Origin of the sequence: Trichocoleus sp. FACHB-46 (assembly GCF_014695385.1) — a bacterium.
Classification (GTDB): Bacteria; Cyanobacteriota; Cyanobacteriia; order FACHB-46; family FACHB-46; genus Trichocoleus.
In genome coordinates this window covers 287,205-301,867 of the sequence record NZ_JACJOD010000013.1, presented here as the reverse complement: position 1 = coordinate 301,867, position 14,663 = coordinate 287,205, and the positions used below count along the sequence as shown (strand labels likewise).

Here is a 14,663-nt window from a genome sequence, read left to right as displayed (position 1 = left end):
TCACAAAAGCGGCTCTATCCAAGCGGCATGGGCATTGCAGCAAAAATGTATCAGCTTAGCCATTCAAGGTTCAAGAAATGCAAATTCTTTCTCAGAATCAAAGCTTCCCGTTTCTAAGCTAACAAATGACTTGCTGCTGATCTGACCCAGGAGGCTCATTCTGCCAGCTCTTAGTTAGAAACCGGAAGATGTCAGGATCTTGAAGGCTGTTACAAGTCACGAAGGACTATTGCGGAACCATCAACTTTGCTTGCATTAGGCTCTAACACTGGTTACACTTCTTTATACATTTCATCTTTATAAGCGCATTGTCAAACTGCTTAAGCTGTCTTGTTTAGAGGCAATTTTGGTAGACAGTGCTAAACGGCAAAAGAGTTACAGCGGTTCTAGATCTGGTAGGTTTATCAGTATCCGGCACCTTAACAAAATGCTGAAAGAAGCGTTGAAGTAGGAATATCTAGAGGAGGAGCGTAGTCAATGGGACTACCCTGGTACCGAGTACACACAGTCGTTCTGAATGACCCAGGGCGACTGATTTCTGTACACCTAATGCATACTGCACTTGTGGCAGGCTGGGCCGGTTCAATGGCGTTATATGAACTGGCTATTTTCGATCCTAGCGATGCTGTCCTGAACCCCATGTGGCGTCAGGGCATGTTTGTTCTACCCTTTATGGCTCGTTTGGGTGTCACTCAATCCTGGGGTGGCTGGAGCATTGCAGGTGAAGCGGCAGCCAATCCTGGTATCTGGTCATTTGAAGGTGTTGCAGCTGCTCACATTATCCTTTCCGGTCTGCTATTCCTCGCTGCCTGCTGGCACTGGGTTTATTGGGATTTAGAACTGTTCAGAGATCCCCGGACTGGTGAGCCTGCCCTCGACTTGCCAAAAATGTTTGGCATTCATTTGTTCTTGTCTGGTCTACTCTGCTTTGGCTTTGGTGCATTCCATTTGTCAGGCTTGTTTGGACCTGGAATGTGGGTTTCCGACCCCTATGGCTTAACAGGCAGTGTCCAGCCTGTAGCTCCAGAGTGGGGACCTGCTGGATTTAACCCCTTTAACCCTGGTGGTATTGTGGCTCACCACATTGCTGCTGGAACGGTTGGCATTATTGCTGGTTTATTCCACCTCAGTGTTCGTCCTCCAGAGCGTCTTTACAGAGCGCTGCGGATGGGTAACATCGAGACTGTACTCTCTAGCAGTATTGCGGCTGTTTTCTTTGCTGCCTTTGTGGTCGCAGGTACGATGTGGTATGGCAATGCTGCCACCCCCATTGAGCTGTTTGGGCCAACTCGTTATCAGTGGGACCAAGGTTACTTCCATCAAGAAATCAACCGTCGGGTTGAAGCCACTGTTGCTGGAGGCGGCAGTCTCGAAACAGCTTGGTCAGAGATTCCTGAGAAGCTAGCGTTCTACGACTATGTGGGCAACAACCCGGCGAAGGGTGGTTTGTTCCGTACAGGTCCGATGAACAAAGGTGATGGAATCGCTCAGACTTGGCTAGGCCACCCTGTCTTCACGGACTCTGAAGGTCGCGAGCTGTTTGTGCGCCGTATCCCTAACTTCTTTGAGAACTTTCCAGTTGTCTTGACTGACAGCGAAGGTGTAGTTCGGGCAGATATCCCATTCCGTCGGGCTGAATCTAAATACAGCTTTGAGCAGACTGGTGTAACTGTCAGCTTCTACGGTGGTGAATTGGATGGTCAAACATTCAATGATCCTGCGACTGTGAAGCGTTATGCTCGTGCGGCTCAATTGGGTGAGCCCTTCCAGTTCGATCGCGAAACTCTAAACTCTGACGGGGTATTCCGGACTAGCCCTCGTGGTTGGTTCACTTTTGGACATGCCGTCTTTGCGCTCTTGTTCTTCTTCGGTCACATCTGGCACGGTTCTCGGACTCTGTTCCGCGACGTGTTTGCTGGGGTTGAGGCTGACCTTGAGGAGCAAGTTGAGTGGGGTCTGTTCCAGAAAGTGGGTGACAAGAGTACCCGCCGGAAGGAAGCAGTCTAAACTCTGTGTGAGAAGGCTAAGAATGGTCTAATGGTCTCTCTAATGCAATTTAGGAGTTGTTAGGCCGTTCTTCTCCTTCTGTTGATAAACTAATAGTTAGCTAGATTGCTCAGGAATTTTTGACATGGAAGCCGTTGCTTACATTTTGATTTTGACTTTGGCGATCGGAGTGTTGTTCTTTGCGATCGCCTTCCGCGAGCCACCCCGGATCGGTAAATAGCTTCAGATTCAGTAAAATTACATTACTGGTGTAAAATTCTCCCAGAAGCAACAATTCAAAGTTTTTGATGACCTGAGCCTCGGCGCTGTTCTTAGAGAGTTTTACTTCTCTGCCTCTGAACAGCTTGCAATTGAAGTGGCTCAGGTTTTCACCTTTGATTCTTTTCCTGCTCAAAGGATTAGGTAAGTATGCGGTGTCCCTTCTGCCAACACCCCGATAATCGTGTTCTTGAGTCTCGTTCTGCGGAGGCGAGTCAAAGTGTGCGGCGGCGGCGGGAATGCTTGAAGTGTGGTCGCCGTTTTACGACTTACGAGCGCATTGAGTATGTGCCGATCGCAATCATTAAGCGAGATGGCGATCGCGAATCATTTGACCGTTCCAAGCTGCTTCGAGGAATTGTACGGGCTTGCGAAAAAACAGGCATCGGCTCAGACCGCCTAGAAGCTTTAGTCGATGAAATCGAAGCTGAACTACAGCAAAGAGCAGTACGCGAGGTGCCGAGCACCGAGATTGGTGAATTAGTATTGCAGCGCCTACAGTTTCTGAGTGAAGTTGCTTATATTCGATTTGCCTCGGTCTATCGTCAATTTCGAGGGATTCGAGATTTCATTGATACGCTCAATCACCTGCAAGGATGTCTCAATCAAGGAGAGGGGACTAGTGAGGCTGCTGAGAGCAGCATTGATGTTGTAGCTGGCGCTGAGGCAGGATCTGAACAAGAAACACCCGCTGCCTTTATGACCCATTCCTAACCTTATTCCTAAGAATTATAAAACTGTTATAGAAATTCATAAAAACCCCTCTAAAGATATTAGCGGGGGAAGCTATTGCGTTATGATAGTTCTTCTGAACCCACAAACCATCTAGAGCAGATCTCCTACAATAGTGCTTGGGGGGGATACAGGTGTAGGCTGCACATTAGTAAACGTGCGTGTACATCGATAGGAGACGAAACTTACCAAATAGATTAGACACTGGGAAACAATTAGCATGGTCAATCAGGAAACAACGGCTAAGGACATTGGCTTTACACACGACGATTTTGCAGCCCTACTCGACAAATACGATTATCATTTCAGCCCTGGCGATGTGGTCGCCGGCACAGTATTCAGCTTGGAACCGAGGGGCGCTCTGATTGACATCGGTGCTAAGACGGCTGCTTATATTCCCATTCAGGAAATGTCAATTAACCGCATTGACGCTCCTGAAGAAGTATTGCAGTCGAACGAAACTCGCGAATTTTTCATTTTGACGGATGAGAATGAAGATGGACAGTTGACTCTGTCTATTCGTCGAATTGAATACATGCGAGCTTGGGAGCGAGTCCGTCAGTTGCAAGCAGAAGATGCGACGGTTCGTTCTAGCGTATTTGCGACCAACCGAGGTGGTGCGCTGGTCAGAATTGAAGGATTGCGTGGCTTTATTCCTGGTTCTCACATCAGTACTCGTAAGCCCAAAGAAGAGTTGGTTGGCGAAGAGCTACCCTTAAAATTCCTAGAAGTAGACGAAGATCGTAACCGCCTAGTCCTCAGTCATCGTCGGGCGCTGGTTGAGCGTAAGATGAACCGCCTGGAAGTTGGTGAGGTGGTGATTGGTACCGTGCGCGGTATTAAGCCTTATGGTGCATTTATCGATATCGGCGGTGTGAGCGGTCTGTTGCACATCTCTGAAATTTCTCACGATCACATTGACACCCCCCACAGCGTCTTCAATGTCAATGATGAAGTGAAGGTCATGATCATTGACTTGGATGCTGAGCGTGGTCGGATTTCTCTCTCTACCAAGCAGCTGGAACCAGAACCCGGTGACATGGTGAAGAATCCTCAGGTTGTCTATGAAAAGGCAGAGGAAATGGCTGCTAAGTATCGTGAGCAGCTCCGAGCGCAGCAAGAGGGCGTGACCATCGAAGAGGTTCCTGCCGCAGTTGAGGAAGCTGAGGAAGAAGTGGTAGAAGCGGCAGCTCCTGAAGAAGTGGCAGAAGAGCAACCTTCAGCTGTAGAAATCTAGACTTTCAACAACTAGATTTCAGTTACTGGGCTAGTGTTGCTACAGATCGTTTTTCTCTGTGAGCTAGCGATCAATTATTTAACTGTTCTTGAATGAAGAGGGGCTGACTCCTCTTCATTTTTATTGCCTTCATTTTGTTGCTTTAACAAATTCGCAGGAGGGATAGATTTGGCGATCGTTCGCTGCCAGCACTTAACCTTCACCAATATTGAAGCGGTGATTTTCGACAAGGATGGGACGCTGGCGAATTCAGAATCTTTTTTGATCAAGTTAGGTCAGATGCGATCGCACCTCCTCAATCTCGAAGTTCCAGGCATAGAAGCATCGCTGTTGCAAATGTTTGGTTTAGTAGGCGATCGCCTCAATCCTGCTGGCGCTTTAGCAGTGGGCAGTCGTCGCGAGAATGAAATTGCTGCTGCCGCTTATGTTGCGGCTACAGGTCGAGATTGGGTGCAGTCGTTGGCAATCGCTCAGACAACCTTCAAAGCAGCAGATCAGTATTTTCAGCCTAAGGCTGACTACACAGCCATTTATCCAGATGCATTGCCTTGCTTGCGATCGCTCAAAGCAATAGGCGTGAAAGCCGCAATTCTTTCTTCAGACTCTACTGCCAATGTCCAAGATTTTGCTCAAAGGTACGAATTGGAGCCTTATTTTGATTTATTGATGGGTACTGAGTCAGGACTTACAAAACCTGACCCCAGATTGCTTCAGCAAACTTGTGCAGCACTGGAAGTAGAACCTGCGGCAACGCTCGTGGTGGGTGATTCCAGTGCAGATTTAGTCATGGCACGGACAGCAGGAGCAGCAGGTGGGATTGGGGCAACCTGGGGATGGGCTGAGTCCTTTAATTTACCAGATGCAGATGTAGCGATCGCGCGGTGGGACGAAATTGAAGTATTGAACGCAGAATAAAAATTGCTTGTAAACCATTGATCTCAGTCAGAGAAGCACTTTGCCTATGGGAGCCTAGGTCGGGGGGCTACGAGCATGACCACAAGTGGTATAATTCCGGAACTTAACCCCTGAGCGCTAGTCCGTTTAGCTAAAGAGAGGATATTTCCTTGTCTCGTCGCTACCTTTTTACATCTGAATCAGTTACCGAAGGCCACCCCGATAAGATTTGCGACCAAATCTCGGACACCATCTTAGATGCCCTCTTGGCTCAAGATCCCACTAGCCGAGTTGCGGCTGAAGTGGTTGTCAATACAGGTTTGGTTTTGATTACTGGCGAAATTACTTCCAGAGCCAACGTCAACTACATTGAACTAGCTCGCCAGAAAATTGCCGAGATTGGCTACACAGGTGCCGAGAACGGCTTCTGTTCCAATAGTTGCTCCGTCTTAGTAGCTTTAGATCGGCAATCCCCCGACATCGCTCAGGGTGTGAACGCGGCACAGGAGCGCCGTGAAGAGTCCAGCACAGAAGACCTGGATGTCACCGGAGCAGGCGACCAAGGCATTATGTTTGGTTTTGCTTGCAACGAAACACCAGAACTGATGCCCTTGCCGATCAGTCTGGCTCACCGAATTGCCCGTCGCTTAGCAAGCGTTAGAAAAACGGGGCAACTGTCTTACTTACGCCCAGACGGTAAAACTCAAGTCACGGTCGCTTACGAAGATGGCCGTCCGGTTGGCATCGATACTATTTTGATCTCTACGCAGCATACAGCTACCATCGGTGACATCACTGATGAGGTTGCGGTGCAAGCCAAGATCAAGGAAGATTTGTGGTCTTTGGTCGTAGAACCAATCTTTGCAGATATTTCTGTGGAACCCGATGAAAACACGCGCTTCCTCGTAAATCCTACAGGCAAGTTTGTCATTGGTGGCCCTCAGGGTGACTCTGGTCTGACGGGACGCAAAATTATTGTGGATACCTATGGAGGTTATTCTCGTCACGGTGGCGGCGCTTTCTCTGGAAAAGACCCTACCAAAGTAGACCGTAGCGCTGCTTATGCTTGCCGTTATGTCGCTAAAAATATCGTGGCGGCTGGACTAGCGGAGAAGTGTGAAGTGCAGTTAAGCTATGCCATTGGTGTGGCTCGCCCGGTCAGCATTATGCTAGAGACTTTTGGTACGGGCAAGGTAGATGATGAGAAACTCCTAGAGCTAGTGCAACAGCACTTTGAGTTGCGTCCAGCAGGCATCATCAAAGCCTTTAATTTGCAAAAGCTCCCAGCTGAGCGGGGTGGTCGCTTCTACCAAGATGTGGCTGCTTATGGTCATTTGGGCCGCACTGACCTAGAGTTGCCTTGGGAGAAAACCGATAAGGCAGATCTACTAAAAGAAGCTCTTACCCTTTCTAGTGCTTTAGCTTAATCTTGAACTTGTTACAAAGCGATCGCCACTCTTTATTGGGTCGCGATCGCTTTGTCTTTTCAGCATTCAGGGTTCTCGCCTCAGAAGTGTTAATAACGGACTTGTAGCGTTACAATCGCTGCAACTTCCTGCTCTCCACCGATTATGGGCGTAGGCACTTTGGCATTTTGAGTTAGTTCTCCGGCGATCGCCATTGGCATCGGTGGGGGCATTTGGTTACCACCCATTACTTGAACGTTGAGAATTTCTCGCTGTTGCAGCCCCAAAGCTTCTAAAGCTGCACTCACTTGAGTTTTAGCTTTGGCAGTGGCTTCTCGAATTGCATCTTGTTGCGCTGTGGCGATCGCTTCGTCAGAGGCAGCAAAGGAAACGCTATCAATCCGGGTTGCGCCTGCTTTGACGGCATCATCTAGTAAGGTGCCAACTTTGTCTGTTGGCATGCGAAAGCTGACCATGTTTGCCCCCGAGTAGCCTTTGATGCTTTGTTCTCCATCTTTATAGCTGTATTGAGGACTGAGCCGAATGCCAGTGGTTTCTAGCTTTTCGACTTGGCGAGACTGGAGGAGCTTAACCACAGCTTGCGATCGCTGCGCCACTTGTTGTTGCACAGCCTCAGCCGTTTGATTCTGGACTTCCACTCCCAGTTGGACTTGGGTGAGGGTGGTTGGAATATGGACTTCACCTTTACCCGAAACCATTAAGGTTCTGGTGAGTGGGCTATTGCTGGATGGGGCTTGACAAGCGCTTAGGCCAATGACACCTAGTAACAGGAATGCAGCTCTTAAATAGTGATTTCCGGTTCTAATAAAACGACTTAGAGGGGCACAGTTCATATATCCTCAACCCTTGAATCGAGCGGATATGTCTACTGTGTCACTGGCGTCATTGAGGGGTTAGCAAGTTACAGTTTTGGAAACCTCAAGTTTTGGGGTTCAGTTTTTGCGAAATCCAACTAGCGGCTCCACTGACTAAAGCTCCTGCCATCAGAATTCCTAGCGCTGGGGTGAACACAGGGTCCCAGAGCTTGTACCACAAATCTAAGCCTAAAGGAACGCCCGCAGAACGGCCTATCACCGCGATCGCGAGCCAGAAAAAGCTAAATAAAACTAAAAATAAATCAGCAACAAGCGCTAGATTAATCCACTTTAAAAGGTTGTCTTTCATCAATTGTTTAGGCTGAGAGCCACAAAAAATAGATTACAAAAAAAGATGGCCGTACTTGCAATGAGTACAGCCACAATTGTAGAAGCAGAATTGATAATTTTGAAATTAACTATCTAAAAAGTCTGCTTAGTCCAGATCATTCATTGCTTCTCCGGGAAGGCTCAGATCATCTGGATCTACATAGTGGCAAACTGCATCATCAATACAAATCAAAGCCCAGCCTGATTGATCCATCCCAACCAGCCTGTAAGAAGTTTCTTGAACAAAAAATCCTTTGTGATTCCGAGTTTCTGGCTTAACAGCGACATTCTCAATGATCATGGCGGCCTAACTCCGTGAATGTTAAAAATGAACCAGCGATAAAGCTAAAAGCTCAGCTTATCGCTTAGTTCATAAAATCTTATCATTAGATTTTCGGATTTATCGTTAAGTTGTTTGAGCAATTATTGAGCGATATAAATAGACAGAGAGTTTTATATCTCTAAACGCTCAATTCATTACCACATGCAGCTCCTAGGCCTCGAATAGCCACTGCTGAACTCGCTGCAAACTCTTCCAATCGGGTTTTCTGCTTAACCCTTCTTCAAGATTTTGTTTAACTTCGTCCTCTAATTCTTTAGCCACCATCATGATCTGTTGAGCTAACTCAATATGATCACGGACGCCTTTTTTGGAGGTTTCCAGCATGGCGATCGCTAAATTTACTTGGGCTTGCGGATCTTGCGGATTGAGTTTGACTGCTTTTTGCGCTGCATTGTAAGCCTGGGTAGGTTTGTTATCTAAGAGATACAGCCAAGCTAAGCAAGTCCAAGCAGGGCTACTTTTGCGGGCCCGCTCGCAAATGTCTTTGAACACAGGAATCAGGGTGTCTGGGCCTTCTCCTGCCTTGTAGCGTTCAATGCTTGCATCAAAGAGATCTTCAATGGTCTGAGTCATATCAGTTCAAAACTTGAATGGTTGAGATGGCAGCACTAAATTAAACCATGCTAAGGGGAGCATGGTTCGTAGTTTTGGACTAATTTTGGGCTACGGTTCTAAACTCAAAGCTGGCTACTTAAGCCGAGAATGACTTCCCACAACCACAAGTCTGAGAAGCGTTGGGATTGGTGAATTGAAAGCCACCACCAATTAAGGCATCATTGTAGTCCAGCACTAAACCATATAAGTAGAGTAAACTCTTGCGATCGCAGATGACTTTGAAACCGTCATAGTCAAACACGTCATCGTCTTCACGAATATCCTTGGGGTCAGCAAAATCCATCAGGTAAGACATACCAGAACAACCGCCATTGCGCACTCCTACCCGCAGGCAGAGATCTTTACCTTGCTTTTCTCGCAGCGCAAGCACTTGGCGGAGGCCATTTTCCGTTAGCAAAATTCCTTGTTGAGACTGAGTTGCTTGTGTCATTGCTCGGTGTGACTCCTTATGCTTCTTAAAACGTAGATTGCTTCAGCTTTTCAGTCTATTTTCTGAAGGGTATTTCAGCTAAATTGGTTGTACCAGCCAAACCCCTCAAACTCGCTGTGATGGTTCTACTCTAGATCTTAACCTCGATAGCCGATTGCTCGAACACGATCGCAGCTGAGCGATTGCAAACTAGCCATGTCTGCTGTGCTTTTCCGTTGTGCCCTTAATGGCTTAGGTTAAGCCAGATTTAGTACGATAAATTCTCTAGCAAAAGTTTTTTGCATAGGTCGCTGGCATTGCCATTGGCGCTGCAAGGCTGACTGGGCAACAACCCCTGAATTTTGCTTGCTTCTCAGCTCTGCCCGATGAGCCCCACGTTTCAGCTTTAATATGGCTACCATTGATCTTTCCCCTTTGCCCTAGCCTTCTATAATCACTGGTTCGGTCTATGACTACTCTGACTCCCCCCACCTGTCGTCGCCTGCAAAACTTGCAACAAATTCCTAGTGTTTGGGAGGGCGATCGCCGTCCATTGACCGATAGCGCAGCGGCAAGTGTTGGGGCAGAGCTGAAAGGGGAAGGGGAGTGCATTCTCTGGGTAGACGGTTCGCAGGCAGTGGTGCGAGCGATGGACATTGTACCGTTAGAAACAGGTGCAGAGGCGGTAGTCCGAGCCCTTTTGCAAGCAATGGAGCATCCTCATAGCCCTGCTTTACCGGGCCGTCCGCAAAAGATTGTGGTGCGCGATCGCGAACTTCAGTTTTTCCTCCGGGGTGTTCTCCAAAATCTGGACATTGTGATTGATTATGTGCCAGACCTACCCCTGATTGATGAAATCTTTAAGGGCTTTCAAGAAGCTGCTAGCGTCCGCCCTCCTCAACTGCCTCCAGCCTATGCCAAAGCCTTAACTGAAAAAGCTTATGAGCTTTGGGACGGTGAGCCTTGGGAAATTTTAGGCGAGCATCAAATTTTAGCCATCGAGATTAATCAATGGGATGTGGAGACCCTCTATGCTTGCGTCATGGGCATGATGGGCATGGAATATGGCATTTTGCTCTATCGTTCGCTGGATTCCCTGAAGCAATTTCGTCAACAGATCCTAAACCAAGACTCAAGCGATCACATGGAATCTGCGTTCCTAAAGCAAGATTGCATGTTTATCACCTTCGAGCAGACGGAAGATGAAACTGACGACGAAACGCTTGATTTGTCAGAATTGCCACCTTCGGAAGTACAACCTAGCTTTGGCAATTTGCACCCACTGGAGCGCATGCGATCGTATTTGTATGAAGAAGAAGCGATCGCCTGTTCAATTGCCGCAGAAGCGCTCCATCGCTTTTTTCGTCAGCATGGCAAAAAACTATCGCTCGATCACTTCCCAGCTATTAGTAGCCGCTACCGTATTCCGTTGGCTGAACTAGGCATAAAATCCAAGCAATCACAGATTTGCGTCCAAGTTTCTACCTTGCCCGATGTTGCTGCTGAATTAGCGGCATTGACAGATGACGAAGACGAGGATTTAGACTTTCCAGTGCTGCGCGACGATTTGGTGCCCAAGGATTGTCTACGCTGGCTAGAAATTTTGCCCTGGGAAACTGTCGAACTTTTGAGAAAAGACTCAGGCTTTTATCAGCTCGCTGATACCCGCGTTGAAGCAGTAGGTGAAGGTCTCCCTGTCGTCTTCATTCAAACCTCGCAGCCTAAAGCCAAAGCTTTAATCCAAGGTCTACAAGCGGCAGGTGGCCTGAACGCTATTTGTTTTAACCCTGGTGAAGATCCGTTTGCGGGGACAACCTACGACTTAGGGGTTCTGCAAACTAACAACGGAGAATTGCACCTATTTGAAGAGTTTATTGAGGAAAATGCTGCTTACACAGCCGCCCGCAAGAAATGGGAGCGAGTTTGTAAAAAAACGAAAGGCTATTGCGGCTTAGTGATTGCTAAAGGAGTAACTGGGGCTTCCCGTGGCCAACCACCCGTCAAAGACATGCTGGCGTTGATGGAAGCGCGATCGCTCTCCGCCGAAGAACTAGGCATTGGCCCAATGGAGCTGAAGTTAGAGATCGATTGGGTCTGAACCTCACTTGCTCACTCTGTCTTAAAATATGTAAAGCAATTATCAGGAAAGGCAGAATGCGAGTTGCGATCGTTGGGGCGGGGCTTGCTGGCATGGCCGCAGCCGTCGATTTAGTCGATGCAGGGCATGAAGTAGAGATTTTTGAGTCTCGTCCGTTTGTCGGTGGCAAAGTTGGCAGTTGGGTAGATGCTGACGGCAACCACATCGAGATGGGCCTGCATGTGTTCTTCTTTAACTACGCCAATCTGTTTGCGTTGATGAAAAAGGTTGGCGCATTTGAGAACCTGCTGCCCAAGCAACACACGCATACCTTCGTCAATCGTGGCGGTGTGGTCAAGGAACTCGATTTCCGCTTTCCGATTGGGGCACCTTTTAATGGCCTCAAAGCCTTCTTCACTACCGGGCAGTTGTCGCTCCTCGATAAGCTGCAAAATGCGATCGCCCTCGGCACCAGCCCGATGATTCGCGGCTTGATCGACTACGAAGGCGGCATGAAACAAATCCGCGCACTCGATCGCGTCAGTTTTGCCCGGTGGTTCCGCAGTCATGGTGGCTCGAATGGTAGCCTGAAGCGGATGTGGAACCCGATCGCCTACGCTTTAGGTTTCATCGACACGGAAAATATCTCAGCTCGCTGTATGCTGACGATTTTCCAGATGTTTGCCACCAAAACCGAAGCCTCTAAGCTGAACATGCTCAAAGGCTCTCCCCACGAATATTTGCTCAAGCCGATTGTGAATTATTTAGAATCGCGGGGCACCAAGATACACACCCGCCGGGGTGTCCGCAAAGTCCTGTTTGAAGACGCAGGTGATCAAACCAAAGTCACTGGGTTAGTGATTGCTAACGGTGACACCGAAGAAACCGTTACTGCGGATGCTTACCTCTGTGCCTGTGATGTACCGGGGGTGCAACGCCTCCTACCTTCCGAATGGCGGCAATGGTCCGAGTTCGACAATATCTACAAGCTCGATGCGGTTCCTGTAGCGACGGTTCAACTGCGGTTTGATGGTTGGGTGACGGAACTACAAGACCCCCAAGCTCGTAAACAATTAGAGCACGCCGCCGGAATTGACAACCTGCTCTACACGGCTGATGCAGACTTTTCTTGCTTCTCCGATTTGGCGCTGTCTAGCCCTGCTGACTACTACCGTCCGGGGCAAGGGTCATTGTTGCAGTTGGTGTTGACTCCAGGTGATCCATTTATTAAGCAGAGCAACGAGGCGATCGCTCAGCACGTCCTCAAGCAAGTGCATGATCTGTTCCCCTCCTCGCGAGAACTGAACATGACCTGGTATAGTGTCGTCAAACTGGCGCAATCCCTGTACCGCGAAGCCCCAGGCATGGACCCCTACCGTCCTCCCCAAAAAACCCCGATCGCCAACTTCTTCCTGGCAGGCAGCTACACCCAGCAAGACTACATCGACAGTATGGAAGGAGCCACTCTGTCTGGGCGGCAAGCTGCGCGAGAAATTCTGGCTAATTTTTCTCAAGTAACTGAGAATCGTCAACCTGTAACAATGAACGCTTAACTCACTAGCCCTCTTTTTAAGGGGGGTTGGGGGATCTAACTTACCATCACCAGCGAGATCTGAGCATGTCCGATTGGCTAGAACATAGCGTCCAAGTTGAAGTCGATGTCCCCATTGAATTGGCCTGGAGTCTCTGGTCTGACCTGGAGCAAATGCCCCGCTGGATGAAGTGGATTGACTCAGTGAAAGTGCAGGAGGACAACCCAGATCTGTCTCGCTGGAAGCTAGCTACAGGCGGTTGGACCTTTAGTTGGCAATCGCGCATCGTCAAAATTGTGCCTCAGCAAATTATCCAGTGGGAATCAGTGGATGGTTTACCCAACCGAGGCGCGATTCGTTTCTACGATCGCGGTAACAGCAGCATCGTCAAACTTAGCGTTTCCTACGCCATCCCTGGCATTATCGGTAAGCTGATGGACAATCTATTCTTGGGACGAGTGGTAGAATCCACGATCCAAGCCGATCTAGAGCGTTTCAAGCAATACGCACTGCAAGTTAAAACCCAGGTAGAAGCTTAATCCTGTTGATCTAGAGCTAAGCAGTCGCGATCGCCCAACTCAGAACGCTTTGACTCCCTAGTCGGCTGGAGACTCTAAGATAGCTTCATTCACATCTCTACTATCTTTACTGAGTAGGGCGACTTGAAAATGGAGCGTTCAATATGAGTATGACAAAAGGCAAAGCCGCAATTTTGAGTGGTGCGATCGCGACACTTGGCCTGTTTACCGTAGCGGTAAGCTCTGCATCAGCGGCTGAGCAAAACCAAACTCCCACGAAAATAACAGCTGCTGACAAGATGAGTGAGTCAATCACTCAAAAACCGATGAATCAACCCGCTGTTTGGCAAAAGCCAACAATGCAGCCAGCTAACGAGGGTGGATGTAGCTGTTGTAAAAACATGATGGGTGGCAACATGTCAGGCATGATGAATCACAACAAAAAAGACATGATGCAACCCATGCCAGGAATGATGAGAATGCCGAGTACAGCTAAGTAAATAGCTAAAATTTTGATGGCGTGGGCAAGATGTCCGCGCTATAAGTTCTACCTACGCTGTAGCTTTACCGACTAGGTGACGGTAGATGCAACAAAGATAGAACACAGGATTTGCCACCTAACTGGATAGGCAGTGCTTCTACATAACAGTGAAGCGGGCCACAGCCAAAGTCTAGGGCTTCCGTACCTGTTTGAGGCTGTCCACTGTGAAACGCTTCAGCAATGAGGGAGCCGTGGGGAATGGACTTGTTTTTGGGAATGAAGCCGCTGCTCCAACCTTGAGCCTTGGCCCGCCACCACACGCGCAGTTTCTTTTTAGGTTGTGGTTTTGTGGGGAGGCAACCTTCTGCTTCCCGACGGCGTAGAGCCTGGTGCCACATTACTACCGCATAGGCTCCCGATTCATGTTGCACCATGCGGAGCAAAGTGGCGAGCAGCGAGGTTTGGTAGAGATTCGCGAGAATTTGTCCTGTGCGGAGGGAGAAGCCGAGACTGCGGAGTTGGGGCAAAAACGAAGAGGTAGGCATCAACAACTCTGCGGCTCCGCGATCGCACAACTGCTCTTTTTGCTCCGCCTGCCAGGGTAGTTGGGTGTTGGTGCCTAGGAATAACCGCTCCTGAGCGTCAAACAACAACTCCATTAGCTCATGACCTTCGGTGAAGCGTTGCCGCACCAAGGGGTCATCTTCTTTAATCAGAATTAAACCTGCATCGCTATCCACCAGAATGCCTTGCTGATCGGCTAGCGGTGCCCGCAGAGGCGTAGGCATGCCGAATTCTTGGTAGATGCGTAAGAGATCGATCGGCGGTTCATCACTCAGCCCCGCTGATTGCCGCAAAAACTCAACATAGCGGAACATATCCTGCTCAGTTTGCAGCAGCCCATGACGGGACAGGAAAGCTTGCCCAGGATGCCTGTACTGCATGGAAC

16 protein-coding genes are annotated in these 14,663 nt (G+C 48.7%); 10 read left to right on the top strand and 6 right to left on the bottom strand.

Annotation, left to right across the window (positions count from 1 at the left end; all coding sequences use genetic code 11):
- The first annotated feature begins 477 nt into the window (after positions 1 to 477).
- The 6 genes from psbB to metK all read left to right on the top strand — a co-directional run bounded on the left by psbB (position 478) and on the right by metK (position 6,555).
- Positions 478 to 2,007 (top strand): photosystem II chlorophyll-binding protein CP47, encoded by a 1,530-nt coding sequence (psbB, locus tag H6F72_RS09015; protein WP_190433834.1) that lies wholly within the window; start codon positions 478 to 480, stop codon positions 2,005 to 2,007.
- Positions 2,008 to 2,131: 124 nt separating this feature from the next.
- Positions 2,132 to 2,227 (top strand): photosystem II reaction center protein T, encoded by a 96-nt coding sequence (locus H6F72_RS09010; RefSeq protein ID WP_190433832.1) that lies wholly within the window; start codon positions 2,132 to 2,134, stop codon positions 2,225 to 2,227.
- A gap of 188 nt (positions 2,228 to 2,415) precedes the next feature.
- Positions 2,416 to 2,979 (top strand): transcriptional regulator NrdR, encoded by a 564-nt coding sequence (nrdR, locus tag H6F72_RS09005; protein ID WP_190433830.1) that lies wholly within the window; start codon positions 2,416 to 2,418, stop codon positions 2,977 to 2,979.
- 238 nt (positions 2,980 to 3,217) lie between these two features.
- Positions 3,218 to 4,234, top strand: coding sequence for a 30S ribosomal protein S1 (locus tag H6F72_RS09000; RefSeq protein ID WP_190433827.1), 1,017 nt, complete (start codon positions 3,218 to 3,220; stop codon positions 4,232 to 4,234).
- A 168-nt stretch (positions 4,235 to 4,402) separates the two neighbouring features.
- Positions 4,403 to 5,149, top strand: coding sequence for an HAD family hydrolase (locus H6F72_RS08995; RefSeq protein ID WP_190433825.1), 747 nt, complete (start codon positions 4,403 to 4,405; stop codon positions 5,147 to 5,149).
- A 149-nt stretch (positions 5,150 to 5,298) separates the two neighbouring features.
- A complete protein-coding gene (gene metK, locus H6F72_RS08990; RefSeq protein WP_199298975.1) occupies positions 5,299 to 6,555 on the top strand; it encodes a methionine adenosyltransferase in 1,257 nt (418 codons plus the stop codon).
- A gap of 89 nt (positions 6,556 to 6,644) precedes the next feature.
- On the opposite strand, the gene H6F72_RS08985 is transcribed toward metK, so the two are convergent.
- From H6F72_RS08985 to H6F72_RS08965, 5 genes are all read right to left on the bottom strand, one after another.
- The gene (locus H6F72_RS08985; protein ID WP_190433823.1) at positions 6,645 to 7,388 is read right to left on the bottom strand and encodes an SIMPL domain-containing protein; all 744 of its coding nucleotides are present in this window, start codon (positions 7,386 to 7,388) and stop codon (positions 6,645 to 6,647) included.
- A gap of 85 nt (positions 7,389 to 7,473) precedes the next feature.
- Positions 7,474 to 7,719, bottom strand: coding sequence for a hypothetical protein (locus H6F72_RS08980; protein ID WP_190433821.1), 246 nt, complete (start codon positions 7,717 to 7,719; stop codon positions 7,474 to 7,476).
- A 126-nt stretch (positions 7,720 to 7,845) separates the two neighbouring features.
- Positions 7,846 to 8,040: a hypothetical protein gene (locus tag H6F72_RS08975; protein WP_190433820.1), complete on the bottom strand. Its 195-nt coding sequence runs from the start codon at positions 8,038 to 8,040 to the stop codon at positions 7,846 to 7,848.
- Between the two features lie 192 nt (positions 8,041 to 8,232).
- On the bottom strand, positions 8,233 to 8,655 hold the full coding sequence (locus H6F72_RS08970) for a tetratricopeptide repeat protein (RefSeq protein ID WP_190433818.1): 423 nt from the start codon (positions 8,653 to 8,655) through the stop codon (positions 8,233 to 8,235).
- A gap of 118 nt (positions 8,656 to 8,773) precedes the next feature.
- Entirely contained in the window at positions 8,774 to 9,127 is a 354-nt protein-coding gene (locus H6F72_RS08965) for an iron-sulfur cluster assembly accessory protein (RefSeq protein ID WP_190433816.1), read from the bottom strand.
- A 448-nt stretch (positions 9,128 to 9,575) separates the two neighbouring features.
- On the opposite strand from H6F72_RS08965, the gene H6F72_RS08955 reads away from it, so the two are divergent.
- From H6F72_RS08955 to H6F72_RS08940, 4 genes are all read left to right on the top strand, one after another.
- Positions 9,576 to 11,204 (top strand): hypothetical protein, encoded by a 1,629-nt coding sequence (locus H6F72_RS08955; protein ID WP_190433812.1) that lies wholly within the window; start codon positions 9,576 to 9,578, stop codon positions 11,202 to 11,204.
- A 56-nt stretch (positions 11,205 to 11,260) separates the two neighbouring features.
- The gene (gene zds / locus H6F72_RS08950; protein WP_190433810.1) at positions 11,261 to 12,736 is read left to right on the top strand and encodes a 9,9'-di-cis-zeta-carotene desaturase; all 1,476 of its coding nucleotides are present in this window, start codon (positions 11,261 to 11,263) and stop codon (positions 12,734 to 12,736) included.
- A 65-nt stretch (positions 12,737 to 12,801) separates the two neighbouring features.
- Positions 12,802 to 13,254 (top strand): SRPBCC family protein, encoded by a 453-nt coding sequence (locus tag H6F72_RS08945; protein ID WP_190433809.1) that lies wholly within the window; start codon positions 12,802 to 12,804, stop codon positions 13,252 to 13,254.
- A 143-nt stretch (positions 13,255 to 13,397) separates the two neighbouring features.
- Positions 13,398 to 13,733, top strand: coding sequence for a hypothetical protein (locus H6F72_RS08940; RefSeq protein WP_190433808.1), 336 nt, complete (start codon positions 13,398 to 13,400; stop codon positions 13,731 to 13,733).
- Between the two features lie 64 nt (positions 13,734 to 13,797).
- Here the strand turns inward: H6F72_RS08940 and H6F72_RS08935 are convergent, their stop codons facing one another.
- A complete protein-coding gene (locus H6F72_RS08935) occupies positions 13,798 to 14,658 on the bottom strand; it encodes an ImmA/IrrE family metallo-endopeptidase (RefSeq protein WP_190433807.1) in 861 nt (286 codons plus the stop codon).
- Between the last annotated feature and the right edge of the window lie 5 nt (positions 14,659 to 14,663).

Excerpts from the sequence above, each read along its gene's own strand:
- H6F72_RS08985 (WP_190433823.1), bottom strand. The coding sequence starts at position 7,388 with ATGAACTGTGCCCCTCTAAGTCGTTTTATTAGAACCGGAAATCACTAT.
- H6F72_RS09010 (WP_190433832.1), top strand. The coding sequence starts at position 2,132 with ATGGAAGCCGTTGCTTACATTTTGATTTTGACTTTGGCGATCGGAGTG.
- H6F72_RS08980 (WP_190433821.1), bottom strand. The coding sequence starts at position 7,719 with ATGAAAGACAACCTTTTAAAGTGGATTAATCTAGCGCTTGTTGCTGAT.
- psbB (WP_190433834.1), top strand. The coding sequence starts at position 478 with ATGGGACTACCCTGGTACCGAGTACACACAGTCGTTCTGAATGACCCA.
- zds (WP_190433810.1), top strand. The coding sequence starts at position 11,261 with ATGCGAGTTGCGATCGTTGGGGCGGGGCTTGCTGGCATGGCCGCAGCC.
- H6F72_RS09000 (WP_190433827.1), top strand. The coding sequence starts at position 3,218 with ATGGTCAATCAGGAAACAACGGCTAAGGACATTGGCTTTACACACGAC.
- H6F72_RS08955 (WP_190433812.1), top strand. The coding sequence starts at position 9,576 with ATGACTACTCTGACTCCCCCCACCTGTCGTCGCCTGCAAAACTTGCAA.
- H6F72_RS08945 (WP_190433809.1), top strand. The coding sequence starts at position 12,802 with ATGTCCGATTGGCTAGAACATAGCGTCCAAGTTGAAGTCGATGTCCCC.
- H6F72_RS08975 (WP_190433820.1), bottom strand. The coding sequence starts at position 8,040 with ATGATCATTGAGAATGTCGCTGTTAAGCCAGAAACTCGGAATCACAAA.
- H6F72_RS08935 (WP_190433807.1), bottom strand. The coding sequence starts at position 14,658 with ATGCAGTACAGGCATCCTGGGCAAGCTTTCCTGTCCCGTCATGGGCTG.
- H6F72_RS08965 (WP_190433816.1), bottom strand. The coding sequence starts at position 9,127 with ATGACACAAGCAACTCAGTCTCAACAAGGAATTTTGCTAACGGAAAAT.
- nrdR (WP_190433830.1), top strand. The coding sequence starts at position 2,416 with ATGCGGTGTCCCTTCTGCCAACACCCCGATAATCGTGTTCTTGAGTCT.
- H6F72_RS08940 (WP_190433808.1), top strand. The coding sequence starts at position 13,398 with ATGAGTATGACAAAAGGCAAAGCCGCAATTTTGAGTGGTGCGATCGCG.
- H6F72_RS08970 (WP_190433818.1), bottom strand. The coding sequence starts at position 8,655 with ATGACTCAGACCATTGAAGATCTCTTTGATGCAAGCATTGAACGCTAC.